General features: G+C 72.0%; 24 protein-coding genes. 3 read left to right on the top strand and 21 right to left on the bottom strand.

The window, feature by feature from the left end:
* Positions 1–110 precede the first annotated feature (110 nt).
* Together ACIQFY_RS00940 and dusB are read right to left on the bottom strand one after the other, a co-directional pair.
* Entirely contained in the window at positions 111–1,400 is a 1,290-nt protein-coding gene (locus ACIQFY_RS00940) for a deoxyguanosinetriphosphate triphosphohydrolase (protein WP_066653914.1), read from the bottom strand.
* A complete protein-coding gene (gene dusB, locus ACIQFY_RS00935) occupies positions 1,397–2,569 on the bottom strand; it encodes a tRNA dihydrouridine synthase DusB (protein WP_066653911.1) in 1,173 nt (390 codons plus the stop codon). Before dusB ends, ACIQFY_RS00940 begins: the two co-directional genes overlap by 4 nt.
* A 47-nt stretch (positions 2,570–2,616) precedes the next feature.
* Here dusB and ACIQFY_RS00930 point away from each other — a divergent pair, with 47 nt between their 5' ends.
* On the top strand, positions 2,617–3,099 hold the full coding sequence (locus ACIQFY_RS00930; RefSeq protein ID WP_326496158.1) for a YbaK/EbsC family protein: 483 nt from the start codon (positions 2,617–2,619) through the stop codon (positions 3,097–3,099).
* Between the two features lie 8 nt (positions 3,100–3,107).
* Here the strand turns inward: ACIQFY_RS00930 and ACIQFY_RS00925 are convergent, their stop codons facing one another.
* The 4 genes from ACIQFY_RS00925 to ACIQFY_RS00910 form a co-directional block, all read right to left on the bottom strand.
* A complete protein-coding gene (locus tag ACIQFY_RS00925) occupies positions 3,108–3,278 on the bottom strand; it encodes a hypothetical protein (protein ID WP_158407743.1) in 171 nt (56 codons plus the stop codon).
* Positions 3,275–4,009 (bottom strand): DsbA family protein, encoded by a 735-nt coding sequence (locus ACIQFY_RS00920; protein ID WP_400337881.1) that lies wholly within the window; start codon positions 4,007–4,009, stop codon positions 3,275–3,277. The genes ACIQFY_RS00925 and ACIQFY_RS00920 overlap by 4 nt, the downstream gene beginning before the upstream one ends.
* Before the next feature lie 124 nt (positions 4,010–4,133).
* Positions 4,134–5,519 (bottom strand): glycine--tRNA ligase, encoded by a 1,386-nt coding sequence (locus ACIQFY_RS00915; protein ID WP_066653905.1) that lies wholly within the window; start codon positions 5,517–5,519, stop codon positions 4,134–4,136.
* A gap of 114 nt (positions 5,520–5,633) precedes the next feature.
* Positions 5,634–6,683 carry an aminotransferase class V-fold PLP-dependent enzyme gene (locus tag ACIQFY_RS00910; protein ID WP_400337878.1) on the bottom strand — a complete coding sequence of 350 codons (1,050 nt, stop codon included), beginning with the start codon at positions 6,681–6,683 and terminating at the stop codon, positions 5,634–5,636.
* A 70-nt stretch (positions 6,684–6,753) separates the two neighbouring features.
* On the opposite strand from ACIQFY_RS00910, the gene ACIQFY_RS00905 reads away from it, so the two are divergent.
* On the top strand, positions 6,754–7,665 hold the full coding sequence (locus ACIQFY_RS00905; RefSeq protein ID WP_400337875.1) for a LysR family transcriptional regulator: 912 nt from the start codon (positions 6,754–6,756) through the stop codon (positions 7,663–7,665).
* Positions 7,666–7,772: 107 nt separating this feature from the next.
* Here ACIQFY_RS00905 and ACIQFY_RS00900 read toward each other — a convergent pair whose 3' ends face one another.
* From ACIQFY_RS00900 to hrcA, 15 genes are all read right to left on the bottom strand, one after another.
* Positions 7,773–8,579 (bottom strand): isoprenyl transferase, encoded by an 807-nt coding sequence (locus ACIQFY_RS00900; protein WP_066653897.1) that lies wholly within the window; start codon positions 8,577–8,579, stop codon positions 7,773–7,775.
* Positions 8,576–9,409, bottom strand: coding sequence for a DNA repair protein RecO (recO, locus tag ACIQFY_RS00895; RefSeq protein ID WP_400337872.1), 834 nt, complete (start codon positions 9,407–9,409; stop codon positions 8,576–8,578). The genes ACIQFY_RS00900 and recO overlap by 4 nt, the downstream gene beginning before the upstream one ends.
* A gap of 272 nt (positions 9,410–9,681) precedes the next feature.
* A complete protein-coding gene (leuA, locus tag ACIQFY_RS00890) occupies positions 9,682–11,451 on the bottom strand; it encodes a 2-isopropylmalate synthase (protein WP_400337869.1) in 1,770 nt (589 codons plus the stop codon).
* Positions 11,452–11,650: 199 nt separating this feature from the next.
* The gene (locus ACIQFY_RS00885) at positions 11,651–13,051 is read right to left on the bottom strand and encodes an FtsX-like permease family protein (protein WP_400337866.1); all 1,401 of its coding nucleotides are present in this window, start codon (positions 13,049–13,051) and stop codon (positions 11,651–11,653) included.
* A complete protein-coding gene (locus ACIQFY_RS00880) occupies positions 13,048–13,800 on the bottom strand; it encodes an ABC transporter ATP-binding protein (RefSeq protein WP_251154955.1) in 753 nt (250 codons plus the stop codon). Before ACIQFY_RS00880 ends, ACIQFY_RS00885 begins: the two co-directional genes overlap by 4 nt.
* A gap of 136 nt (positions 13,801–13,936) precedes the next feature.
* A complete protein-coding gene (locus ACIQFY_RS00875) occupies positions 13,937–14,626 on the bottom strand; it encodes a response regulator (protein WP_066653881.1) in 690 nt (229 codons plus the stop codon).
* Positions 14,623–15,858: a sensor histidine kinase gene (locus ACIQFY_RS00870; RefSeq protein ID WP_144411283.1), complete on the bottom strand. Its 1,236-nt coding sequence runs from the start codon at positions 15,856–15,858 to the stop codon at positions 14,623–14,625. The genes ACIQFY_RS00875 and ACIQFY_RS00870 overlap by 4 nt, the downstream gene beginning before the upstream one ends.
* A 56-nt stretch (positions 15,859–15,914) precedes the next feature.
* The gene (gene era / locus ACIQFY_RS00865; protein ID WP_311205310.1) at positions 15,915–16,895 is read right to left on the bottom strand and encodes a GTPase Era; all 981 of its coding nucleotides are present in this window, start codon (positions 16,893–16,895) and stop codon (positions 15,915–15,917) included.
* Positions 16,892–18,214, bottom strand: coding sequence for a hemolysin family protein (locus tag ACIQFY_RS00860; RefSeq protein ID WP_066653872.1), 1,323 nt, complete (start codon positions 18,212–18,214; stop codon positions 16,892–16,894). The genes era and ACIQFY_RS00860 overlap by 4 nt, the downstream gene beginning before the upstream one ends.
* 4 nt (positions 18,215–18,218) lie before the next feature.
* Positions 18,219–18,680 (bottom strand): rRNA maturation RNase YbeY, encoded by a 462-nt coding sequence (ybeY, locus tag ACIQFY_RS00855; protein WP_066653869.1) that lies wholly within the window; start codon positions 18,678–18,680, stop codon positions 18,219–18,221.
* Entirely contained in the window at positions 18,677–19,738 is a 1,062-nt protein-coding gene (locus tag ACIQFY_RS00850; protein ID WP_400338386.1) for a PhoH family protein, read from the bottom strand. Before ACIQFY_RS00850 ends, ybeY begins: the two co-directional genes overlap by 4 nt.
* A 109-nt stretch (positions 19,739–19,847) precedes the next feature.
* On the bottom strand, positions 19,848–20,204 hold the full coding sequence (locus ACIQFY_RS00845) for a histidine triad nucleotide-binding protein (protein ID WP_066653863.1): 357 nt from the start codon (positions 20,202–20,204) through the stop codon (positions 19,848–19,850).
* Positions 20,205–20,236: 32 nt separating this feature from the next.
* Positions 20,237–20,983, bottom strand: coding sequence for a 16S rRNA (uracil(1498)-N(3))-methyltransferase (locus ACIQFY_RS00840; RefSeq protein WP_326496169.1), 747 nt, complete (start codon positions 20,981–20,983; stop codon positions 20,237–20,239).
* The gene (gene dnaJ / locus ACIQFY_RS00835; protein ID WP_066653858.1) at positions 20,983–22,095 is read right to left on the bottom strand and encodes a molecular chaperone DnaJ; all 1,113 of its coding nucleotides are present in this window, start codon (positions 22,093–22,095) and stop codon (positions 20,983–20,985) included. The genes ACIQFY_RS00840 and dnaJ overlap by 1 nt, the downstream gene beginning before the upstream one ends.
* Positions 22,096–22,206: 111 nt before the next feature.
* On the bottom strand, positions 22,207–23,229 hold the full coding sequence (hrcA, locus tag ACIQFY_RS00830) for a heat-inducible transcriptional repressor HrcA (protein ID WP_400337859.1): 1,023 nt from the start codon (positions 23,227–23,229) through the stop codon (positions 22,207–22,209).
* Between the two features lie 108 nt (positions 23,230–23,337).
* On the opposite strand from hrcA, the gene ACIQFY_RS00825 reads away from it, so the two are divergent.
* A complete protein-coding gene (locus ACIQFY_RS00825) occupies positions 23,338–23,781 on the top strand; it encodes a DUF4870 domain-containing protein (RefSeq protein ID WP_326496171.1) in 444 nt (147 codons plus the stop codon).

The following is a 23,781-nucleotide window of genomic DNA, read 5'->3' as shown; positions in this document are numbered from 1 at the left end:
AGACGGTGCCGGGTCGGCGAACCGGACCCAGATCCGGCGGCGTCTCGCCCTCACGGCGGCGCCTCGTCTTCACGGCGGCGTCTCGCACGGCGGCGTCCCGCACGCCGGCGTCAGACCGCGATGTGCGTCGTCTCCCGGTCCCCCACCACGAGTCGCTTGTGCCACGCCAGCGCCCCCTGGTCCGTCAGGCTCGCGACCTGGTCGACCACGGCCCGCAGCCGCCCGGCGTCGTCGGACGCCGAACGCCAGTCCGCCGCGAAGCCCGGCTCGAGGTCCGCACTGCCCGTCGCCGCCAGGGCGTCGAGCAGCTCGGTGAGCACGCGACGCTGGTCCTCGTACACGGGCTGCCGGTCGCCGTGGGTCATGACGAACGCCGCGACGATGCCCTTGAGCACCGCGATCTCGCCGATGATCTCCGGCGGGGTGACGACCGAGGCCGCGAACCGCACGAGGGACCCGGACGCGTAGGACTCGCGCGTCGCCGCGGTCGCCGTCCGCGCGAACCGCCCGATGAGCTGCGAGGTGAGGTTCTTGAGCCGCGCCATGTCCCGCCGCGACCCGTCGTAGGACGTCATCCAGAGCGGCAGCGACCGGAGTCGGTCGAAGGCCTCGAGCAGTTCGTCACGACTGAGGTCCGATCCGACCCAGGCGTGCATGGCGGTGACGATGTCGTTCTCGCCGACCCGGTCGCCCAGCGCCGCGACGTCGATGAAGCCCGCGACGACGGCGTCCTCGAAGTCGTGCACCGAGTAGGCGATGTCGTCGGACAGGTCCATGACCTGCGCCTCGATGCACCGCTGCCGACGCGGAGCACCGCGCCGGAGCCACGCGAAGGCGTCGTGGTCGTCGTCGTAGAAGCCGAACTTGGTGCGCCCCGACGATGCCTCGGCGACGCCCTGCGCCGCCGGCCACGGGTACTTGCAGCTCGCGTCGAGCGAAGCCCGGGTCAGGTTGAGCCCGTACGGACGCTCGTCGTCCGGCCCGTCGCCGTAGACCTTCGGCTCGAGGCGGGTCAGCAACCGCAGCGTCTGGGCGTTGCCCTCGAAGCCGCCGATGTCCGCCGCCCAGGCGTTCACGGCGGTCTCGCCGTTGTGCCCGAACGGCGGGTGCCCGATGTCGTGCGCCAGGCACGCGGTGTCGACGACGTCGGGGTCGAGCCCGAGGGAGTCGGCGAGCTCGCGCCCGACCTGCGCGACCTCGAGCGAGTGCGTCAGGCGGTTGCGGGCGAAGTCGAGTCCGGTGGTCGGGCTGAGCACCTGGGTCTTCGCGGCGAGGCGTCGGAGCGCGCTCGAGTGCAGCAGGCGGGCGCGGTCCCGGGCGAAGTCGGAGCGACGGTTGCCGTGGGTCTCGGGCAGCCAGCGCTCCGCGTCGGCCGGCCCGTACGAGGCGGTGGCGCTCATCCGCCGCTGTGGTGCAGCTCGGCGGCGGCGAGGACCTTGCGGAACTCGGCGTCCACGTCGCGCGACTCGAGCCAGCGGTCCGGCAGCGCCGTGCGCTTCGGGTGGCCGGCGCGGCCTCGCGGGCCCTCGACGTCGGCACCGGGGTACGGCGCGGACCAGTCGAGCTGCCCGAGCAGGTCGTCGATCTCCTGCAGGCTCGAGGCCATGGAGAGCGCCGAGCGGACGTCGCCGCCGATCGGGTACCCCTTGAAGTACCAGGAGACGTGCTTCCGGGCGTCGCGGCACCCGTGGTCCTCGGACCCGAAGAACTCGACGAGCAGCTCGGTGTGTCGACGGAAGGCGGTCGCGACGTCGCCGAGCGAGGGCATCGCGCGCACGTCCTCACCGCGGAACGCCGCCGCCAGGTCGCCGAACAGCCACGGACGACCCAGGCAGCCGCGGCCGACCACGACACCGTCGCAGCCGGTCTCGTCGACCATGCGCAGGGCGTCGGCGGCGGACCAGATGTCGCCGTTGCCGAGCACCGGGATGTCGGTGATCGTCTCCTTCAGCGTGGCGATCGCGGACCAGTCCGCCTGCCCCGAGTAGTGCTCGTTCGCGGTGCGGGCGTGCAGCGAGATCGCGGCGACACCGGCGTCGCGGGCGATGCGTGCCGCGTCGAGGTAGGTCAGGTGGTCGGCGTCGATGCCCTTGCGCATCTTCACCGTGACCGGGACGTCGCCAGCGGCCTTGACCGTCTTCTCGACGAGGTCCTTGAAGAGGTCGGTCTTCCACGGCAGGGCCGCTCCCCCGCCCTTCCGTGTGACCTTCGGCACCGGACACCCGAAGTTGAGGTCGATGTGGTCGGCGCGGTCCTCGCCCACCAGGATCGTCGCCGCCTCGGCCACGGTGTTCGGCTCGACGCCGTACAGCTGGATGGACCGCGGCGTCTCCGACTCGTGGTGCTGGATGAGCTGCATCGACACCGGAGTGCGTTCGACCAGCGCCCGCGAGGTGATCATCTCGCAGACGTAGAGTCCGGCGCCGTACTCGCGGCAGAGCCGGCGGTAGGCCATGTTCGTGATGCCCGCCATCGGCGCGAGCACGACCGGCGCCTCGACCTCGATGGGGCCGATGCGCAGGGGCTTCGCCGTGCGGGGCGCCGTGGTGGGCGCGTCGGTGATCGTCATACGTGCTCCATTCTCCCACGCGTGTCCGCGCCGGTAGCGTTCTCCACATGACCGACTCCGCGATCGCCCGGTTCGACGCCGACGCCGCCGCCCGAGGGCTCGCGGTGGACGTCGTCCAGCGCCCCGCCGCCGACTCCCTCGAGGGTGCCGCCGCCCTGCTCGGCATCGACCCGGGCGACATCGTGAAGACGCTCGTCGTCAAGCGTCACGACGGTGGCTTCCTGCTCGCGCTGGTGCCGGGCGGCCGCAGCATCGCCTGGAAGAAGCTCCGCACCGTCGTCGGCGTCAACAAGCTGTCCATGCCCGACGCGGCGACCGCGCTCGAGGCCTCGGGCTACGAGCGCGGCACGATCACGCCGATCGGCGCGACCGGCGACCTGCCGGTGTACGCCGACGAACGCGTCCTCGGCCGCCGCATCGCGCTCGGTGCCGGTCGCCACGGCGCGAGTGCCTTCGTCGACGGCGACGCGCTCGTCGCCGCCTACGACGCGACCGTCGCCGACATCACCGACGAGGAACCCGTCCGCTAGCGGACGGCTCAGTCGGGGACCTCGGTCCAGTCGCCCTCGGCACCGGGCACGAAGCAGCTGTCACCCTCGCAGACCGGCGCACCGCCGGGCGTGACGAGCGTGAGCAGGGCGGGTCGCGCCTCCCGGTCGTCGGCCTGGAGGCCCGGCTCGACCGGGCCGGTCGTCGTCACGCCGGTCACCGGGTCGCCTCCGCATCCGCGGTCGCGTCGTCCGCGGCGCGCTGCTGCTGCGCCGCGAGCTCCTCGGGCGTCACGTCGCGGAGGGCGACGACCTGGCGGAGCACCTGCTCGAACGCCGCCGGGTCCTGTGCGCCGGAGACGCCGTACTTGCCGTCGATGACGAAGAACGGGACGCCGTTGATCCCGAACGCCTGCGCCTGGGCCTGGTCGGCACGGACGGCGGCGAGCTGGGCGTCGTCGCGCAGGGTCGCCAGGACCTCGTCGCGGTCCAGACCGATCGAGGCGCCCAGGTCGGCCAGGGACTCGTCCTGTCCGACGTGCTCGCCGCGCTCGAAGTACGCGGTGAAGAGGCGCTCGACCATCTCGAGCTGCTTGCCGTGCTGCTTCGCCAGGTGGATGACCTGGTGCGCCTTGACGGTGTTCGTGTGGCGCAGTGCGTCGTAGTCGTAGTGCAGCCCGACGGACGAGGCGATGCCGGCGACCTGGTCGATCATCTGCTGTGCCTGCTGCACCGGCAGGCCCTTGTGCTGCGAGAGGAACTCGGCCTCGGTGCCCTCGAAGTCGACCGGGGTGTCCGGGCTCAGCTCGAAGGAGTGGTACTCGACCTCGACCGGCTGGGCGTCGGGCGAGGAGGCGAACGCGGCGACGCCGGCCTCGAACTTCCGCTTGCCGATGTAGCACCAGGGGCATGCGATGTCCGACCAGACATCGACCTTCACAGACTCGTTCACGGCTGCTCCAACGCCGGGCGGTCGGTGCTATTCCGAGGTCGAACCACGAAACCGACAACGAACCAGGCAGGGGCGCTGGTTCGTTGTCGGTTCCGTGGTTCGGTACTGCCGCAGCAGCCGCGCGCTACGCCCCGAGGAGGCGCTGCGCCAGGTAGCCCTGCAGCTGGTCGAGCGAGACGCGCTCCTGCGACATGGTGTCGCGCTCACGCACCGTGACCGCCTTGTCGTCGAGCGTGTCGAAGTCGACCGTGATGCAGAACGGCGTGCCGATCTCGTCGTGGCGACGGTAGCGCCGACCGATCGCGCCGGCGTCGTCGAAGTCCACGTTCCAGTGCTTCCGCAGGTCGTCGGCGAGCCCGCGCGCCACCGGCGACAGCTGCTCGTTGCGGGACAGCGGGAGCACCGCGGCCTTGACCGGCGCCAGGCGCGGGTCGAGGCGCAGGACGGTGCGCTTGTCGACGCCGCCCTTCGCGTTCGGGGCCTCGTCCTCGTGGTACGCGTCGAGCAGGAACGCCATGAGCGCACGGGTGAGCCCGAACGACGGCTCGATGACGTAGGGCACGTACTTCTCGTTCGCGGCCTGGTCGAAGAAGCGCAGGTCCTTGCCCGACGACTCGATGTGGTTGTTCAGGTCGAAGTCGGTGCGGTTCGCGACGCCCATGAGCTCGCCCCACTCGGAGCCGGCGAACCCGAAGCGGTACTCGATGTCCGCGGTGGCGTCCGAGTAGTGCGCGCGCTCGCCGTCGGGCACGTCGAAGCGCCGCAGGTTCTCGGGGTCGATGCCGAGGTCGGTGAAGAACGCCACCGCGTCGGCGATCCACTGCTCGTAGTGCGTGTCGACGTCGGCCGGCGGCACGAAGTACTCGATCTCCATCTGCTCGAACTCGCGCGTGCGGAAGATGAAGTTGCCGGGCGTGATCTCGTTGCGGAACGCCTTGCCGACCTGACCGATGCCGAACGGGGGCTTCATGCGGCTCGTCGTGACGACCTGCGCGAAGTCGACGAAGATGCCCTGCGCCGTCTCCGGGCGGAGGAAGTTCAGCCCTTCCTCGGACTCGACCGGGCCGAGGTAGGTCTTGAGCATGCCGGAGAACTCGCGCGGCTCGGTCCACTCACCGCGGGTGCCGCAGTTCGGGCACGGCACCTCGGCCATGCCGCCCTCGGGCGCTCGACCCTTCTTCGCCTCGAACGCCTCGAGCAGGTGGTCTTCGCGGAACCGGTGGTGGCAGTGCAGGCACTCGACGAGCGGGTCGGTGAAGGTGGCGACGTGACCCGAGGCCTCCCACACCTTGCGGGGCAGGATCACGGCGGAGTCGAGGCCGACCATGTCGCCGCGGCCGCGGACGAACCGCTGCCACCACTGGCGCTTGATGTTCTCCTTCAGCTCGACGCCGAGGGGCCCGTAGTCCCACGCGGAGCGGGATCCGCCGTAGATCTCCCCCGACTGGAAGACGAAGCCACGGCCCTTGGCCAGGGCGATGACGCTGTCGAGACGGGAGGACGGTGCCAAGAGGACTCCTGAGTTCGCCGGACTGGGTGCCCGGTGCGGGAACGGTACCGGGCAAGCGTACCGGCCCCGCGGCGACCGACGGACGCCGGTCGCGGCACCCGTGGACGGGCCGGCTCACCCCGCGGGACGGAACCCCTCCACCGCACCCAGCACCGCGACGACCCGGTCGACGTCGGCGTCGTCGTTCCACAGGTGGAAGGCCAGGCGCAGCCGGCCCGCCCGTCCGCTCGCCGTGACCCCCGCCGCGGACAGGGCGCGGAGGGCCGATCCGTCCGGGTCGGGGAAGGTCGTGATCGCCTGACCGGACCGGGGCGTCCCGAGCGCGTCGGCGAGCCGGTCCGTGCGACCGGTCGCGTGCCTCCAGGCCGAACCGGCGTCGACGGACGCGAGGTGTCGCAGGGCGGCGACCGCCCCCGGCCACGCCTGCCATGCCGGGGACACGTCGAAACGGCGGGCGTCGTCGGCGAGCTGCATGGTCGGGCCGTAGCACGAGGACCAGACGTCCGCTCCCGCGTACCAGCCGGCCTGCACGGGGCGGACGCGCTCCAGCGCCGCGTCGGAGAACGTCGCGAAGGCGACGCCGCGCGGTGCGCACAACCACTTGTAGGCGTGCGTGACCGTGACGTCGAACGGCGCGGCGGACACCGGCAGGACGCCCGCGGCCTGGGTGAGGTCGCAGAGGGTGAGGGCACCGGAGGCGCGCGCCGCGTCGAGGACCGGGGCGGGGTCGGTCACCACGCCGGTGGCGGACTGCACGGCGGACCAGGCGACGAGCGCGGTGCCCGGGCGGACGGCGTCGGCGAGTCGCTCGAGCGGGACACTGCGGACCGTGACGCCGCGGTGCGCCTGGACGAGGAACGGGAAGACGACGGACGAGAAGTCGCCGTCGGGGACGACGACCTCGGCACCGTCCGGCAGTGACGCAGCGACGAGTGCCACCATCGCCGAGGTCTGCGACCCCGTCGCCACCCGTGCGGCGTCCACGCCGACGATGCCCGCGAATAGCTCACGGCCCTCCTCGACCAGGGCGCCGTACGTCGCGGGCGAGGTCGCGGCGCGCGACCACGCGTCGAGGTCCGCCCGCTGTGCGGCCAGGGTGCCGAGCGTGGGGAGCCCGGCGGTGCAGGCGGCGAGGTAGCCCGATCCGTCGACGAAGGAGTCCATGCCCCCAGGCTCCGACGGCCGGCGCCATCACGCCAGGGCAGGCTTCTTCGGGGACCCATAACATCGTGTTGTGGAGGCCATCGAACCGCAGCTGCTCCGGGTCCTGCTCGCCGTGCGCGACGGCGGGTCGATCAGCCGTGCGGCCGCGGCGCTCGGCTACAGCCAGCCCGCCGTCAGCCAGTTGCTCACACGCGCCGAACAGCGGCTCGGACACGACCTCGTGCTCCGCGGCGGCCGCGGTGCGACCCTGACGGAGTCCGGACGCGTCCTCGCCGACCACGCCCTGCACGTCGAGGCGGCCCTGGCCGCAGCACGAGAGGACCTCGACGCGGTCGGCGGTCTCGCCCGCGGGCGGGTGCGGCTCGCCGGCTTCCCGAGCGCGTCGTCGACCCTCGTGCCCCCGGTGCTCGCGGCGCTGGCGACGGACAGCCCCGGGGTGGTGACGTCGTACGTCGAGGCCGAGCCCCCCGAGGCCGTCGAACTGCTCCGGCGCGGCGAGGTCGACGTCGCCCTGACCTTCTCGCACGCACTGCAGGACGACTCCGCGAACGATCCGACCCTGACCACGCGCGTGCTCGGGCGCGATCCGCTCGCGCTCGTCACCGCCGCGGGTGCGGTGCCGCCCGGGGACCGGGCAGCCGACCTCGCCGCGTTCCGGGACGCCCGGTGGATCGGCGGTTGTCCGCGGTGCCGCGGGCACCTGCTCGCGTCGTGCGCGGCGTCCGGGTTCACGCCGGAGATCGTGCTCGAGACCGACAACGCCGCGGCGGTCGTCGGGCTGGTCGCGGCCGGGCTCGGCGTCGCCCTGCTGCCCCGGCTGGCGCTGTCGACCACCGTCGTACCGTCCGGTGTGGCGGTCACGCCGGCCGACGACGCGCTGGCACGACGGGTCGAGGTCGTGGTCTCCCGCGGCGCGGACCGCGTGCCGAGCGTGCGGGCGGCGCTGGAGGCGGTCGGTGGGGTGGCGCACCTGCTCACGTGAGGCGCGGCGCGCTGTCCGTGGCACGGGTCTCGTGTCGGCACCGACGGCTGTGCGGCCGGCCACGGGTCGGACGGGAGGCCCGTGGCTGCCCCGCCACGGGCCTCCCGTCAGGCGGTCGGTGCGTCCACCGCGCCGCCGTAGCGTCGGTCGCGGCGCGCGTACTCCTCGATCGCTCCCCACAGGTCGGTGCGGCGGAAGTCCGGCCAGAGCTGGTCGAGGAACACCATCTCCGCGTACGCGGACTGCCACAGCATGAAGTTCGACGTCCGCTGCTCGCCCGAGCTCCGCAGGAACAGGTCCACGTCGGGCAGCTCGGGCACGTAGAGCCGCTTCGCCAGGGCCTTCTCCGTCACCTGGCTCGGTTTCATCCGACCGGCGGCGACGTCCTCGGCCATGCCCCGGACCGCGTCGACGATCTCGTTCCGCCCACCGTAGTTGACGCACATCGTGAGGGTGCAGACGTCGTTGTCGGCGGTCATCCGCTCCGCGGTCTGCAGCTCGTCGACGACGCTCCGCCAGAGCCGGGGTCGCCGGCCGGCCCACCGCACGCGGACACCCCACGCGTGCAGCTGGTCGCGACGGCGGTGGATGACCTCGCGGTTGAAGCCCATCAGGAAGCGGACCTCGTCCGGCGACCGCTTCCAGTTCTCGGTCGAGAACGCGTACGCCGAGACGTGCTTGACGCCGATCTGGATCGCGCCGGCGACGACGTCGAGCAGCGAGGCCTCGCCGGCCTTGTGCCCCTCGACCCGCGTCAGGCCGCGCTGGTTCGCCCAGCGGCCGTTGCCGTCCATGACGATCGCCACGTGCTCCGGGACGAACTGCGCCGGGATCGCCGGCGGCTGCTCCCCCGTCCAGTCGACGGGTCGCAGTCCCTCGGACACGGCTTCGGACGCGGACCGGCGCGGGCTCATGCAGGTGTTCCTTCGTGATCGGACGTGACGGGCACGGCGGGCGCCGGGGTGGCGACCACGGCTGCCGGAACCCCACCGGGGGTCGGTGCGACCGGAGCGGGGTGTTCACTGCGGTCCACGTGGGGCAGTGACCGGAGCGATCGTTCCAGGTGCCACTGGGCGTAGGCCGCCACCACGCCGGAGGCCCGCGACCGCGTCCGCTCGTCGGAGGCGTCGACGGTCGACCAGTCCCCGGCGAGCAGTGCCCCGAGCAGGCCGAGCGTGTCGGTGTCGAGCCGGGGCGTCCCGGGCGGCGCTGCACGGTCCGCCACCACCCCGCCGAGCTGCACGACGAAGGCGGTGTGCGGCCCGGGCTCCCCCGTCACCGCACAGTCGCCGAACGACGGCGCCCACCCCGCGATGCTCATCGCCCGGAGCAGGTACGAGTCGAGCGTGGCGCTGACGACGTGCTCGTGCCTGGACAGTGAGCGCAGGGCACCGACGAGCAGCAGGTACTGCTGGAGCCCGGCGTCCGCCTCGCTCAACCGGTCCGCCGTCTCGACCATGGCGCTGGCCGCCGTGTAGGCGCCGTAGTCGGTGACGATCTGGGCGCCGTACGAGCCGAGGCTCTCGGCCTGGGTGACGATGTCGAGCGACCTACCCTCGTAGAACTGCGCGTCGACGACCATGAACGGCTCGAGTCGCGACCCGAACTTCGACGCCGTGCGCCGTACCCCCTTGGCCACCGCCCGGATCTTGCCGTGCTGCCGGCTCAGCATGGTGACGATGCGGTCGGCCTCGCCGAGCTTGTGGGTGCGCAGCACGACGCACTCGTCCCGGTACAGCGGCATTGCCCCAGTATCCCCCGCGGCGCCGACAGCGGGTGCCGGCGGCGCGGCCAGCGCGGAGCGCGGAGCGGGCAGGACACGCCGCGTGAGTTCCGTCCGGCGGGCAGATCCCGTCGCCGGACGACACCGAGCGTGACCGAATCCACCCGCTCGACGCACCGCCGTCGACGGACGACGCCGAGCGTGACGGGATCCGCCCGGTCGACGACGCGTCCACAGACGGGAGGCGCGGTATGGGACGGACCCGCACCGCGCCTCCCGAGAGCGCTGGCGTCCTACGCCGTGACCAGCTCCGGCGTCCCGGTCGCGGCCCCGGCGCGCACGGCCCGGTTCACCGCGGAGACGATCGCCTTGAGCGAGGCGGTCGCGATGTCGGCGTCGATCCCGACGCCCCACAGCCGGGTGCCGTCCACGTCGAGCTCGACGTAGGCGGCGGCCTTCGCGTCACCCGAGGCGCTCATCGTGTGCTCGGAGTAGTCGTACAGCGTGACCGCGACGCCCTGCTCCCGCATGACGGTGAGGAAGGCGTCGACCGGACCGGTGCCGACTGCATCGGCGGCGACGGACCCCTCGTCGACTCGCATCGCGACGTGGAGCTCCGTGGTGCCGTCGAAGTCGCTCGACGTCGCCGTCTTCGTGATCTCGTACCGGCCCCACTTGTCCGACTCGTCGTCGGCCGGCAGGTACTCGTCGCGGAACAGGTCCCAGATCCGGTCGGACGAGAACTCACCGCCCTCGGTGTCGGTGCGCTGCTGCACCACGCCGGAGAACTCGATCTGCAGCTTGCGGGGCAGGTCGATCGCGTGGTCGGTCTTGAGCAGGTACGCGACGCCGCCCTTGCCGGACTGCGAGTTGACGCGGATGACGGCCTCGTACGAGCGGCCGATGTCCTTCGGGTCGACGGGCAGGTACGGCACCGCCCAGGCGATGTCGTCGACGGACTTCCCCGCGGCGGTGGCCTTGGCCTGCATCGCCTCGAAGCCCTTGTTGATGGCGTCCTGGTGCGAACCGCTGAACGCCGTGTAGACCAGGTCGCCGGCCCAGGGCTGCCGCTCGGGCACCGGCAGCTGGTTGCAGTACTCGACGGTGCGCTTGACCTGGTCGATGTCCGAGAAGTCGACCTGGGGGTCGATGCCCTGCGTGAACAGGTTCATGCCGAGGGCGACGAGGTCCACGTTGCCGGTGCGCTCGCCGTTGCCGAACAGGCACCCCTCGATGCGGTCCGCCCCGGCCATGTAGCCGAGCTCGGCGGCGGCGACGGCGGTGCCGCGGTCGTTGTGCGGGTGCAGCGACAGGATGACGTCCTCGCGGTGGTCGAGGTTGCGCGACATCCACTCGATCGAGTCGGCGTAGACGTTGGGCGTGGCCATCTCGACCGTCGCCGGGAGGTTGATGATCACCTTGCGGTCGGAGGTCGGCTCGAAGACCTCGAGCACGGCGTTGCAGATCTGCGCCGCGACCTCGAGCTCGGTGCCCGTGTAGGACTCCGGTGAGTACTCGTAGAACACCTGCGTGCCGTGCTGCAGCCGGGCCTCGGCCGCCTTGCACATCCGGGCGCCCGCGACGGCGATGTCGACGACGCCCTGCACGTCGGTGCGGAAGACGACCTCGCGCTGGACGATGGACGTCGAGTTGTAGAGGTGCACGATGGCCTGCTTCGCCCCGTCGATCGCCTCGTACGTGCGGTCGATGAGGTGCTCACGCGCCTGGGTCAGCACCTGGATCGTGACGTCGTCCGGGATCGCGCCGTCCTCGATGAGCGACCGGACGAAGTCGAAGTCGGTCTGCGATGCGCTCGGGAAGCCGACCTCGATCTCCTTGTAGCCCATCCGGACGAGCAGGTCGAACATGGCCCGCTTGCGCTCGGAGTCCATCGGGTCGATCAGGGCCTGGTTGCCGTCGCGGAGGTCCACCGCGCACCACCGAGGCGCCCGGTCGATGCGCTTCGTCGGCCAGGTGCGGTCGGGCAGGTCGACGCGGATCTGCTCGTGGAAGGGGACGTACTTGTGGATCGGCATCCCGGAGGGGCGCTGGGTGTTCTGCATGGTCGTCGCTTTCGTCGTCTCGCCGGCATCGGCGCTGTGGGGGGCCACGACGGACTCCGCGACGAGGTGGGCCGTGTGTCAGGCCTCGTCGCGGCAGCGAAGGAGGAGGAGCGCCGAGTACATCGCTGCCACCGTAGCACTGGTACACCAGCGCGGTGCAAGTGGATGACGTCCCGGACGCTCCTCCCGACCCGTGCGGTCAGTCGACGGCGAGCGCCTCGGTCGGTGACACCCGCATGGCCCGCCGGACCGGTGCGACCGTGGCGACGACCGCGAGCACGAGGGCCCCCACCACCACGACCGCGACGGTCAGCGGCGGCAGCACGGGCGTGACGACCGTCCCGAGCGAGCCGAGCATCGTCTGCCCGCCGACCCAGCCGTACAGGGTGCCGAGGACGAGTCCGGTGACGACCGCGGCGACGACCATCTGCACGGCCTCGGTCACGATCATGCGTCGGACCTGCGCCCCGGTCAGCCCGAGGACGCGCAGCAGGCCGAGCTCACGACGACGCTGGAGCACGCCGAGCGCGAGGGCGTTCACGACGCCGACCGCGGCGATCACCGCGGAGAACCCGACGATCACGCTCACGACGGCGTTCAGCTGCACGAAGAAGTCCCGCTGCGCCTGGACCGCGTCCGCCGGCAGGGAAGCGTCGCCCATCGCCGCCATCTGGGTCTCGACCACGTGCTGCATGATCCCGAGCGCGACCGCGAAGGTGACCAGCAGGGTCACGCCGATGACGAGCCCGATGGTGGCCCGTGACGACCGGCCCGGAGCCCGCATCGCGTTGCGACCGGCGAGCAGGACGACCGGGTCACGGGACCCGATCCGACCGATGAACTGCAGGACCGGGGGCATCACGATCGTCGCGCCGACCGCGACCCCGGCGAAGGAGACGAACCCGCCGAGGGCCGCCGGCAGGACGGCCGCGGGCGTGGCGGGGCTGAGGACCAGACCGAGCACCATCAGCAGCGCACCGACCGTCATGAGCAGGACCGCCCAGACCGTCCGCGCCCGGCCCGACCGGACGTCGGCGTGGCTCGGCTCGACGGTCGATGACAGCGCCTGCAGCGGCGTGACCGTCAGCACCCGGCGGGACCCGGCCGCGAACGCGCCCCAGGTCGCCAGGACCACGGCGACGAGCGGCAGCACGAGTTCCCACGGGACGAGCGTGTAGGTGGTCTCCGGGAGGAAGCCGGTGCTCCGCAGGACCGCGACGAAGCACGCGGACAGCCCGGTGCCGACGACGGTGCCCACCGCGCCGCCGACGGCACCGACGACGAGGCCGGTGCGGATCGTCCGGGCACGCAGGGTGGCGCCCGTCGCCCCGATCAACCGCTGGAGGGCGATCGTGCGGGTCTGCCCCGCGATGATCGTGGCGCAGGTGTTCGCCGTCACGATCGCACCGACGTAGAGGGCGATGCCGAGGAAGAGCCACCCGACGACGGACAGGATCGCCCGGACGGGTGCGAGGTCGTCGAGACCCGCGGCAGCCATCGCCTGGGTCACGATGCCGGGAGCGATGACGAGGGCGGACCCGAACGTCGTGCCGAGGGCTGCGACGAGGACCGTCGGGGCGAACGTGCGCAGGCCGGTCACGCGGCTGCCTCCATCCCGAGCATCGTCGCCGAGATCTCGGCGGCGGTCATCGACGGGCGGTCGTCCACGATCCGCCCGTCGGCGAGGAAGAGGATGCGGTCCGCGTTCGCGGCGGCCGTCGGGTCGTGCGTGACCATGACGACGCTCTGCCCCCACTCCTGCACGGCGCCGCGGAGGATCGCGAGGACGTCACGCCCGGTGCGTGAGTCGAGGGCGCCCGTCGGCTCGTCCGCGACCACCACGGCGGGACGCGACGCGAGCGCACGCGCGATCGCGACGCGCTGCTGCTGTCCGCCGGAGAGTTGGTGCGGCCGGTGGGTCAGACGGTCACCCAGGCCGAGCAGGTCGACGAGCCGGTCGATCCACGCCGACTCGTCCCGGCTCGGCTGGTGCCCACCGAGCAGGAACGGCAGCCGGATGTTCTCCCGCACGTCGAGCGTCGGGACGAGGTTGAAGGACTGGAACACGAACCCGAGCCGGCGACGGCGCAGTTCGGTGAGCTCGCGGTCCCCGAGGCCGGTGATGTCGACCCCGTCGATCGTGATCCGCCCGGTGCTCACCGCGTCGAGCCCCGCGGCGACGTGCATGAGCGTCGACTTGCCGGAGCCCGACGGCCCCATCACGGCGGTGAACTCCCCCGCCCCGATGTCGACGCTGACGTCGTCGAGCGCGGTGACGCGGCGGGCGGCGTCGCCGTAGTGCTTGGACACGTGGTCGAGCCGGATGATCGGGGTGTGGTTGGTGGTCATGCTCCGAGCCTGGCGGCCGGGAGGCGCGTCCCGCGTCCGTCGCGCGGCTCCTGTGGATGGTCCGCTCGGCTCGACGTGCTGTGGAGGGGTCATCCTGTCGGATGACGGCGGGTCGCTCCGCCGGTCGACGCCGGGGTCAGTCGGCCCTGGGCACCAGCCCGTGCTCGTGCGCGAACACGACGAGCCGGACGCGGTCCCGCAGGTCGAGCTTGCTGAGCACGCGCGAGATGTGCGTCTTCACCGTCGCCTCGCTGACGTACTCGTGCTGGGCGATCTCGCTGTTGCTGTACCCGCGTGCCGCGAGGTCGAAGATCTCCCGCTCACGGGGCGTCAGCTCGGCGAAGGCGGCGGGCACCGCGGCGGCCTGGGCCGCGCCGTCGTCGTACCGGCGGAGGAGCTCGCGGGTGGCGGAGGCGGCGAACACGGCGGTGCCGGCGTGCACGGTCCGGACCGCGGCGAGCAGGAACTCCGGGTCGGCATCCTTGAGCACGAAGCCGCTCGCGCCCGCCCGGATCGCCTTCGCGGCAGCCTCGTCGAAGTCGAAGGTGGTGAGCACGAGCACCTTCGCGGCGTCTGCCCCGCCCTGCTCGACGATCCGTGCGGTCGCGGTGATCCCGTCCATCACGGGCATCCGGACGTCCATGAGCACCACGTCCGCCCCGGTGCGCCGCACGAGCTCGGCGCCCTCGGCCCCGTCGCCGGCCTCACCGACGAACTGCAGGTCGGGCTGTGAGTCGATGAGCATCCGGATCCCGGTGCGGAAGAGCGCCTGGTCGTCGACGAGGGCGACCCGGATCGGGCCACCGGTCGGCTGGGACGTGGTCATCTGGTGCGCTCCTGCTCCATCTGGGTGATACGGCCGCGGGGGAACTGGCCGCTCGCGGGGACCGCGGGCATGCGCACGGCCACCACGAAGTCGTCACCGCGGTGCCCAGCCGTCATCGACCCCCCGGTCATCGTGACACGCTCGCGCATGCCGACCAGTCCGTGCCCGGTGCCGGGGCCGCTGGAGCCGTCGTCGGCGCGCCGGTTCACGACGGTGATCTCGACGGTGTCGGGACGGTAGGTCAGCGCGGTGTGGACCGGTGTCCCGCTCTCCCCGTGCTTCCACGCGTTCGTCAGGCTCTCCTGGACGATCCGGTACACGGCGAGCTGGGTCGTCGTGGGCAGACCGGTCGGGTCGCCTTCCCGGTCCACACGGACGTCGAGGCCGACCTCGCGCATCTCGGCCACGAGCACCTCGAGGTCGGCTGCCTCGGGCGTCGGGGCGGTCCCCTGCTCGTGCCGCAGGGCGCCGAGCAGCTCGCGGACGTCACCGAGGGCACTGCGAGCGGTGCTCGAGATGGTCTCGAGCGCCTGGTCCGCGATCGCGGGGTCGGTCTTGGCGGCGTAGCGTGCCCCGTCCGCCTGGGCGATGACGACAGCCAGCGAGTGCGCGACGATGTCGTGCATGTCGCGGGCGATCCGCACCCGCTCCTGCTCGACCGCGACCGCACGGTCGGCGCGTGCGGCATCCCGTTCGGCGACCAGCTGGGCCTCCCGGCTCATGCTCGCGGACCGGCGGGCGCGGCGGACGAGTCCGGCGAGCCACGGCAGCAGGAGCAGCAGCAGGACGCCGGCGAACGTCGCGAGCACGACCTGCAGGGTCTCGAGCGTGGGCGACGAGGCGGTCTCGATGCCGGAGCGGCGCTGGTGGTCGTACAGCCCGACGTACGCCGCCGCGACCGCGGATCCGCCGATGGCCGAGACCAGGCCGGCGATGCGGACGCGCTTGCTGCCGTAGGCGCTCGTGGTGAAGAGCACGCCGGCGAGCAGCGCGTTCGAGTAGTCCGGCACCTGCATGGTCACCATCTCGAAGACGGCGATCACCCACGAGAGTGCGAGCGACAGCCCCGGCGACAGGCGACGGATCGCGAGGGCGATGCTCAGTCCGACCACCGTCACCAGCCAGAGGGACGGCAGGTCGGCGGACGCACGCAGGAGCGTCAGCAGCCCTCCGAGCAGCACCGCTGTGGTGACGTCGGTGACGAGCTGCGCGCGCAGCAGGGGGCGGAACACCACCCCACGGTACGACGCGGCCGGAGGACGCGCGTCCGACCAGGGGATGACCCGGATCAGAAGCCCAGACGGCCGAGCTGCTTCGGGTCGCGCTGCCACTCCTTGGCGACCTTGACACGGATGTTCAGGTAGACGTGGCGACCGCCGAGCAGCGACTCGATCTCCGCGCGCGCCCGGGATCCGACGTCCTTCAGCCGTTCCCCGCCGCGGCCGATGACGATCGCCTTCTGGCTGTCGCGCTCGACGAACAGGTTCGCGAAGATCCGCAGCGGTCCGTCGGGGTCGTCCTCGTCGTCGGGCTCGACGACGTCCTCGATGACGACCGCGAGCGAGTGCGGCAGCTCGTCGCGGACGCCCTCGAGCGCTGCCTCGCGGACGAGCTCGGCGATGCGGTCCTCGTCGGTCTCCTCGGTGACGGTGGAAGCGTCGTACAGCTGCGGCGACTCGGGCAGCAGCTTCGTGATCTCGGCGAGCAGCACCTCGAGCTGCAGGCCCTTCGTCCCCGACGTCGGGATGATCGTGTCCCACTCCCGCAGCTGGGACACCGCGAGGAGCTGCTCGCCGACGCGGTCCTTCGGAGTGCCGTCGATCTTCGTGACGATCGCGATCTTCCGCGCCCGCGGGTACTGGTCGAGCGACTCGTTGATGAACCTGTCGCCCGGCCCGATCGGCTCGTCGGCCGGCACGCAGAAGCCGATCACGTCGACGTCACCGAGCGTCGACTGCACGAGGTCGTTGAGCCGTTCGCCGAGCAGGGTGCGGGGGCGGTGCACGCCGGGGGTGTCGACGATGATGACCTGGCCGTCGGGCCGGTGCACGATGCCCCGGATGGCGCGTCGCGTGGTCTGGGGCTTCGACGAGGTGATCGCGACCTTCTCGCCGACCAGGGCGTTCGTCAGCGTCGACTTGCCGACGTTCGGACGCCCGACGAAGGAGACGAAGCCGGCGCGGTACGGCTGGCCCGGTGTGTCGGTCCCCGTGGTCGCGTCGGTGTCCGTACCCGTGTCGGTGCCGTGGTCGGGTTCGTGATCGGTCATGCGTTCGGGGTTCCCGTCGTGCTCGGAGTGGTCTCGTCGAGGGCGTCCTCGGCGTCCTGCAGGGCGGCGCTCCGCTCGGCCAGGACGGTGATCAGGTGGCGGCGCTTGCCCTCGACACGGTCGGCGGTCAGCGCGACCCCGGAGACGGTGACCTGCTCGCCGCGGACCGGCAGCCGGCCGAGCTCCTTCGTCAGCAGGCCACCGGCGGTGTCGACGTCGTCGTCCTCGAGCTCGACGCCGAAGAGGTCGCCGAGCTCGTCGATCGGCATGCGGGCGGAGATGCGCCAGACGCCCGGGCCGACCTCGGTCCGGTCGACCACGGTGCGGTCGTACTCGTCGGAGATGTCGCCGACGAGTTCCTCGATGAGGTCCTCCATCGTCACGAGCCCGGCGACCCCGCCGTACTCGTCGACCACGAGCACCAGGTGGTTCTTGGCGACCTGCATGTGCCGGAGGGTGTCGTCCGCGGGCTTCGACTCGGGGACGAACTCGGCCGGTCGCAGCAGCGCCGTCACCGGTTCCCGCTCGCTGCCGGGCTGCTCGTACAGGGCGCGGGAGACGTCGCGCAGGTAGAGCACGCCGAGCACGTCGTCGCTGTCCTTGCCGGTGACCGGCATGCGCGAGACGCCGGCGACCAGGAACCGTTCCATCCCCGCGGCCAGGGTGGCCTCGCCGTCGACCGTGAGCATGTCGGTCCGGGGCACCATGACCTCGCGCACCAGGGTGTCGCTGAACTCGAAGACCGAGTGGATGAGCTCGCGGTCGTCCTGTGCGAGCACGTTGCTCTCGGTCGCCTCGTCGACGAGCGAGAGCAGCTGCTCCTCGCTCGACACCGTCGATGCGCTGCGACCACGGCCGGGGGTCACCCGGTCCCCGATCGCGACGAGGAGCCCGGCGAGCGGACCGAGCACGATCCGGACGGCGCGCACGAGTCCTCCGGTCGCGCCGATGAGGCGCTCGGCGTGTGCGCGTCCGACGCTGCGCGGGCTCGACCCGACGAGCACGAACGACACGGCCGTCATGATCGCGGCGGACACGACCAGGGCCACCCACCAGGTGTCGAACACCGTGACGAGGGCGATCGTGACGAGCACCGCGGCGGCGGTCTCGGCGAGCACGCGGACGAAGTTCAGGGCGTTGACGTGCGCGCCGACGTCGTCGGCCACGGCCTCGATCGCACGACGGTTGCGGCTGCCCCGGGCGATCTCGTCGAGGTCGGCGCGGGACAGCACGGTGAGCGCGGCGTCGGACGCGGCGAGCAGACCACCGACGACGACCAGGACGAACGCCGCCGCGAGCAGGACGGCGACGAGCACCATCAGGTCACCGCCCGCGTCGCTGTGCCGCGAAGGCGGAGAGGATCTCGCCCTGCAGCCCGAACATCTCGGCCTTCTCCTCCGGCTCGGCGTGGTCGAATCCGAGCAGGTGGAGGATGCCGTGGCACGTGAGCAGCAGCATCTCGTCGGTGGTGGTGTGCCCCGCGGTCTTCGCCTGCTCGGCGGCGACCTGCGGGCACACGACGATGTCGCCGAGCAGCCCGGCCGGTGTCGGCTCGTCCTCGGTCCCCGGGCGGAGCTCGTCCATCGGGAAGCTCAGGACGTCCGTCGGACCCGGCTCGTCCATCCACCGGACGTGCAGCTGCTCCATCGCGCCCTCGTCGACCAGGACGATCGCGAGCTCCGCGTCCGCGTGGACGTGCAGCGCGTCGAGCGCGAAGGCGGCGAGGCGCTGGACGGCCTGTTCGTCGACCTCGACACCCGACTCGTTGTTGAGCTCGATGCTCACCGGTTGCCTCCTCGGGCGTCGTTCTGGGGGTACGGGGACTGCTGGCGGTCCTGCGGCGGCCGCCCGCGACGCTCGGCGCGGTTCGCTCCGGCTGGGTTGCCCGTCGGCGAGGTCCCCCGGCCGGCGGGGCGGTGCCCGGCCTGTTCCGCCAGACGTTCCTCGTCGTACACGGTGTAGGCGTCGACGATCCGTCCGACCAGGGTGTGGCGGACGACGTCCTCGCTGCCGAGCCGGGCGAAGTGGATGTCGTCGACGTCGCCGAGGATCCGCGTGACGAGCCGGAGACCGGACAGGTTGCCGGGCAGGTCGACCTGCGTGATGTCACCGGTGACGACCATCTTCGAGCCGAAGCCGAGGCGCGTCAGGAACATCTTCATCTGCTCGGGCGTGGTGTTCTGCGCCTCGTCGAGGATCACGAACGAGTCGTTCAGCGTCCGCCCGCGCATGTACGCCAGCGGTGCGACCTCGACGGTGCCGGCCGCCAGCAGCTTCGGGACCAGCTCGGGGTCCATCATCTCGTTGAGGGCGTCGTACAGCGGGCGCAGGTACGGATCGATCTTGTCGGTCAGCGTGCCCGGCAGGAACCCGAGCCGCTCGCCCGCCTCGACCGCGGGACGGGTCAGGATGATGCGGGTGACCTCGCGCCGCTGCAGTGCCTGGACGGCCTTCGCCATCGCCAGGTAGGTCTTGCCGGTGCCCGCGGGGCCGATGCCGAAGGTGATGGTGTGCTGGTCGATGGCGTCGACGTAGGCGCGCTGCCCGTCGGTCTTCGGCCGCACCGACTTGCCGCGGCTCGCCACGATCGGGGTGCCGAACGTGTCCGAGGGCTTGCGGTCCTCGTCGAGGATCCGCGCCGACGTCGGGATGTCCGCCGGACCGATGTCCTGCCCGCGCTTCACCATGCCGACGAGCTCGTCGACGAGCGCGTGGGCACGGGCGACGTCGCGTTCGGCTCCGGTGAGGGAGACCTCGTTGCCGCGGACGAGCACCCGGACGCCCGGGTACTGCCGCTCGACCGTCTTGAGCAGGCGGTCCTGCGGGCCGAGGAGCTGGACCATCGCGATGCCGTCGACCCGGATGTCGACGACGACGTCGGACGGGTCGGACACGGGTCGGGTCGTGGGTCGGTCCGGTGCGGGCGCGTCGGACGCGGGGTGGACGGAGTCGTCAACCGGCAAGGAGATTCCCTTCGTGCAGATCACCTGCGAGGACGTGCGCGTGCACGTGGAACACGGTCTGACCGGCGGCTTCGCCGGTGTTGAAGACGAGACGGAACTGGCCGCCGGCCCGCTCGTCCGCGATGCGGCGGGCGGTCGCGACGACGTGCGCCAGCAGCTCGGGGTCACCGGCGGCGAGCTCGGTGACGTCGCGGTACTCCTCGGTCTTGGGCACCACGAGCACGTGGACGGGTGCCTTCGGAGCGATGTCCTCGAACGCGATCACCCGGTCGTCCTCGGCCACGATGGTCGCCGGGACCTCGCGCGCGACGATCCTCGAGAAGATGCTCGGCTCGCTGCTGCTCATGGAGACCATCGTAGGACCCGCCTCCGACGCCGCTACCAGCGCCCGAGCCTGGTCTGCAGGACGGCCAGGGCGGACGGTCCGGCGGTCGAGGTGCGGAGCACGGTGTCCCCGAGCCGCACGCGGACGGCGCCGGCGGCCTCGAGCCGGTCGAACTCGGGACCGTCGATCCCGCCCTCGGGTCCGACGACCAGGACGATCTCGTCGACGTCGGCCGGCGGCTCCCACGCCGAGAGCCGCACCGCGCCGACCGGGTCCAGCACGACCAGCGCACGCCGCGCCTCCCGGCCGACCGCGGCCAGCTGCGCCGTCGTCACCGGTGCGTCCACCGTCGGGACGCGCGACCGGACCGCCTGCTTCGCGGCCTCCTGCGCGATCGCGACCCACCGGGCGCGTCCCTTCTCGACCTTCGCGCCGTCCCACCGCGACACGCTGCGCGCTGCAGCCCAGGGGACGATGCGGTCGACGCCGATCTCGGTGGCTGCCTGCACCGCCATCTCGTCACGCCCGCCCTTCGCGAGCGCCTGCACGAGCACCAGCGCCGGACGCGGTTCCGCCTCGACGGCGACGTCGGCGACCGTCAGGGTCAGCGTGTCCTTGCCGGTCGACGCGACCGCGCCCGTGACGACCGTGCCCCGGCCGTCGGAGAGGCGCAGCGTCTCGCCGACGCGGACCCGCGCGACCGAGACGGCGTGTCGGCCCTCCGCGCCGTCGAGCGACACCGCGTCACCGGCGCCGAGGTCGTCGAGGGTCCCCGGACCGACGAGGTAGAGCGATGCCATCAGAAGTTGAAGAAGCGGTCGCGGAGCTTGCCGAACATGCCCTGCTGGAAGCGGGCGAGCTGCGGTCCCGGTGCCTTGTGCGTCTTCGCGAGCTGCTCGACGAGCCCACGTTCCTTGTGCGAGAGCTTGGTCGGGGTCACGACCTGCACGCCGACGCGGAGGTCGCCCCGGCCGGTGCCGCGCAGCTTCGTCACGCCGCGGTCCTTGATGACCAGGACGTCGGCGCTCTGCACGCCCGGACGGATCTCGAGCTCGACCGGCCCGTCGAGCCCGTCGATCGTCGTGTGCGCGCCGAGGATCGCATCGGTCATCTGGACCTCGAGCGTCGCGAGCAGGTCGTCGCCGTCGCGGCTGTAGACGTCGTGGTGGCGCACCTTGACCTCGAGGTACAGGTCGCCGGACGGGCCGCCCGCGGGTCCGACCTCGCCCTGGCCCGGCATCTGCAGGCGCAGCCCGGTCTCGACGCCGGCGGGGACGTCGACGGGGATGGTCCGGCGGGCGCGGACGCGCCCCTGGCCCTGGCACGTCGGGCAGGGACTCGGGATGACGGTACCGTAGCCGCGGCACGTCCCGCAGGGCGCGCTGGTCACGACGTTGCCGAGGAGCGAGCGGACCTGGCGCTGGATGTGCCCGGAGCCACCGCAGATGTCGCAGGTGCGGGGGCTGGTCCCCGGCGCGCAGCACGAGCCGTGGCACGTGTCGCAGACGACGGCCGTGTCGACCTCGACGTCCTTGTGGGTGCCGAAGACGACCTCGTCGAGGTCGACCTCGATGCGCAGCAGGGCGTCCTGCCCGCGCTCGGCACGGCTGCGCGGACCGTTGCCGCGTCCGCCGCCGCCACCCCCGCCGAAGAAGGCGTCGAAGATGTCGCTGAAGCCACCGGCGGCACCGCCGCCGAAGGGGCTCTCCTGCGGGCCGGCGTCGTAGCGTCGGCGCTGCTCCGGGTCGCTCAGCACGTCGTACGCGTGCGTCACGTCCTTGAAGCGCTCGGCCGCGTCCGGGCTCGGGTTGACGTCCGGGTGGAGCTCGCGCGCCAGCCGTCGGTAGGCCTTCTTGATGTCGGCATCGGAGGCGTCCGGCTGGACGCCGAGGACGTCGTAGTGGTCTGCCACGGTTCCCTCAGTCGGTTTCGGTTCGGTCGGTGGGTCGCGGCGGTCGCCGCGGTCCGGTCTGGAGGCGCGGAGCCGGTCCGCTGGACACCGCGCGTCGGGCGCAGGGTCCGGTCAATGTTCGCCCAGCAGCTTGGACAGGTACCGTGCGACCGCACGGACGGCGGCCATGTTCGTGCCGTAGTCCATGCGGGTGGGGCCGAGGACCCCGAGTCGGGCGACCGCTCCGCCGCCGGCGAGGTAGCCACCGGCGACGATGCTCGTCGCGTCGAGGCCGTACTCGGCGTTCTCGACGCCGATGCTCGCGGCCACGGCCACGTCGTCCACCTGCATCTCGCCGAACAGGCGGAGCAGGGTCACCTGTTCCTCGATCGCCTCGAGCACGGAGAACAGTCCGCCGGAGAAGTCGCGTTCGCTCTTCGCCAGGTTCGCCGCGCCGGCCATGACCAGGCGGTCCTGCCGGTTCGCCGCGACCTGCTCGATGAGCGTCGCGACGACGACGCCGCCGAGGGTCTGCGCGTCCGGACGGAGCTGCTGCGGCACCTCGCGCAGGGCACGCGGGACGTCCTGCAGCAGGAGCCCGACGCTCGCCCCGTTCACGACGGTGCGGAGCTCGGTGAGCGACCCCTCGTCGAGGGGGACGTCCGTCTCGACCACGCGCTGCTCGACCCGGGCGGTGTCGGTGATGAGCACGACCATCAGGCGGGTGTCACCGAGCCGGACGAGCTCGACGTGCTGCACGCGTGCGCGCACCATCGACGGGTACTGCACCAGCGCGACCTGGTTGGTGAGCTGGCTGAGCAGGCGGACCGTGCGACCGAGGACCTCGTCGAGGTCGTTCGGCGTGCCGAGGAAGGTCTCGATGGCGTGGCGCTGCGCGCTCGACAGCGGCCGGGCTGCGGCCAGGTGGTCGACGAAGAGTCGGTACCCCTTGTCGGTCGGCACCCGCCCCGACGAGGTGTGCGGCGCCGCGATCAGCTGTTCGTCCTCGAGCTGCGCCATGTCGTTGCGGATCGTCGCGGCGCTGACCCCGAAGGCGTGGCGCTCGACGATCGTCTTCGAGCCGACGGGCTCGCGCGAGGCCACGTAGTCCCGCACGATCGCCTTGAGGACCTCGAGGGAGCGTTCGCTGACCATCCGGACCCCTTCCGTTCGATGCTGGCACTCGGACGTGTCGACTGCTGATCCTACGCCCGACCGCCGACCGACCGGGACCGCCGGGGCCCACGCCGGTACGCTCACGGCATGAGCTACGGACAGCAACCGGGCGGCCCGCAGGACGGCCGCTACGGCCAGCAGCAGGGCGGACCCCAGAACCCGCAGGGACCGCAGTACCCGGCCGGCTTCACGCCGCCCCAGCCGATGTCGCCGGAGGACCAGCGACTCTGGGCGACGCTGACGCACGTCGGCGGCATCTTCTTCAGCCTGGTCGTGCCGATCATCGCCTACCTGGTGCTGCGCGACCGCGGGCAGTTCGTGAAGGAGCACACCCGTCAGGCACTGAACTTCCACATCACGATGGCGATCGCCGGGTTCGTGTGCAGCCTGTTGGCGTTCGTCGTCATCGGACTCGTGCTGCTGCCGATCCTGTACGTGATCGTGATCGTCTTCGCGATCTTGGCCGCCCTCGCGGCGAACCGCGGTGACTTCTACCGCTACCCGCTCACCATCGAGTTCATCAAGCAGTAG

Source organism: Curtobacterium sp. NPDC092190, from assembly GCF_044755625.1.
In the GTDB taxonomy this organism is placed as follows: domain Bacteria; phylum Actinomycetota; class Actinomycetes; order Actinomycetales; family Microbacteriaceae; genus Curtobacterium.
This window is presented reverse-complemented; position numbering and strand designations above follow the sequence as displayed.

Coding starts and splice junctions, on each gene's coding strand:
- ACIQFY_RS00940 (WP_066653914.1), bottom strand. CDS start 1,400: ATGAGCGCCACCGCCTCGTACGGGCCGGCCGACGCGGAGCGCTGGCTG.
- dusB (WP_066653911.1), bottom strand. CDS start 2,569: ATGACGATCACCGACGCGCCCACCACGGCGCCCCGCACGGCGAAGCCC.
- ACIQFY_RS00930 (WP_326496158.1), top strand. CDS start 2,617: ATGACCGACTCCGCGATCGCCCGGTTCGACGCCGACGCCGCCGCCCGA.
- ACIQFY_RS00910 (WP_400337878.1), bottom strand. CDS start 6,683: ATGGACTCCTTCGTCGACGGATCGGGCTACCTCGCCGCCTGCACCGCC.
- ACIQFY_RS00900 (WP_066653897.1), bottom strand. CDS start 8,579: ATGAGCCCGCGCCGGTCCGCGTCCGAAGCCGTGTCCGAGGGACTGCGA.
- recO (WP_400337872.1), bottom strand. CDS start 9,409: ATGCCGCTGTACCGGGACGAGTGCGTCGTGCTGCGCACCCACAAGCTC.
- leuA (WP_400337869.1), bottom strand. CDS start 11,451: ATGCAGAACACCCAGCGCCCCTCCGGGATGCCGATCCACAAGTACGTC.
- ACIQFY_RS00880 (WP_251154955.1), bottom strand. CDS start 13,800: ATGACCACCAACCACACCCCGATCATCCGGCTCGACCACGTGTCCAAG.
- ACIQFY_RS00875 (WP_066653881.1), bottom strand. CDS start 14,626: ATGACCACGTCCCAGCCGACCGGTGGCCCGATCCGGGTCGCCCTCGTC.
- era (WP_311205310.1), bottom strand. CDS start 16,895: ATGACCGATCACGAACCCGACCACGGCACCGACACGGGTACGGACACC.
- ACIQFY_RS00860 (WP_066653872.1), bottom strand. CDS start 18,214: ATGGTGCTCGTCGCCGTCCTGCTCGCGGCGGCGTTCGTCCTGGTCGTC.
- ACIQFY_RS00850 (WP_400338386.1), bottom strand. CDS start 19,738: ATGGTCCAGCTCCTCGGCCCGCAGGACCGCCTGCTCAAGACGGTCGAG.
- ACIQFY_RS00845 (WP_066653863.1), bottom strand. CDS start 20,204: ATGAGCAGCAGCGAGCCGAGCATCTTCTCGAGGATCGTCGCGCGCGAG.
- ACIQFY_RS00840 (WP_326496169.1), bottom strand. CDS start 20,983: ATGGCATCGCTCTACCTCGTCGGTCCGGGGACCCTCGACGACCTCGGC.
- hrcA (WP_400337859.1), bottom strand. CDS start 23,229: ATGGTCAGCGAACGCTCCCTCGAGGTCCTCAAGGCGATCGTGCGGGAC.
- ACIQFY_RS00825 (WP_326496171.1), top strand. CDS start 23,338: ATGAGCTACGGACAGCAACCGGGCGGCCCGCAGGACGGCCGCTACGGC.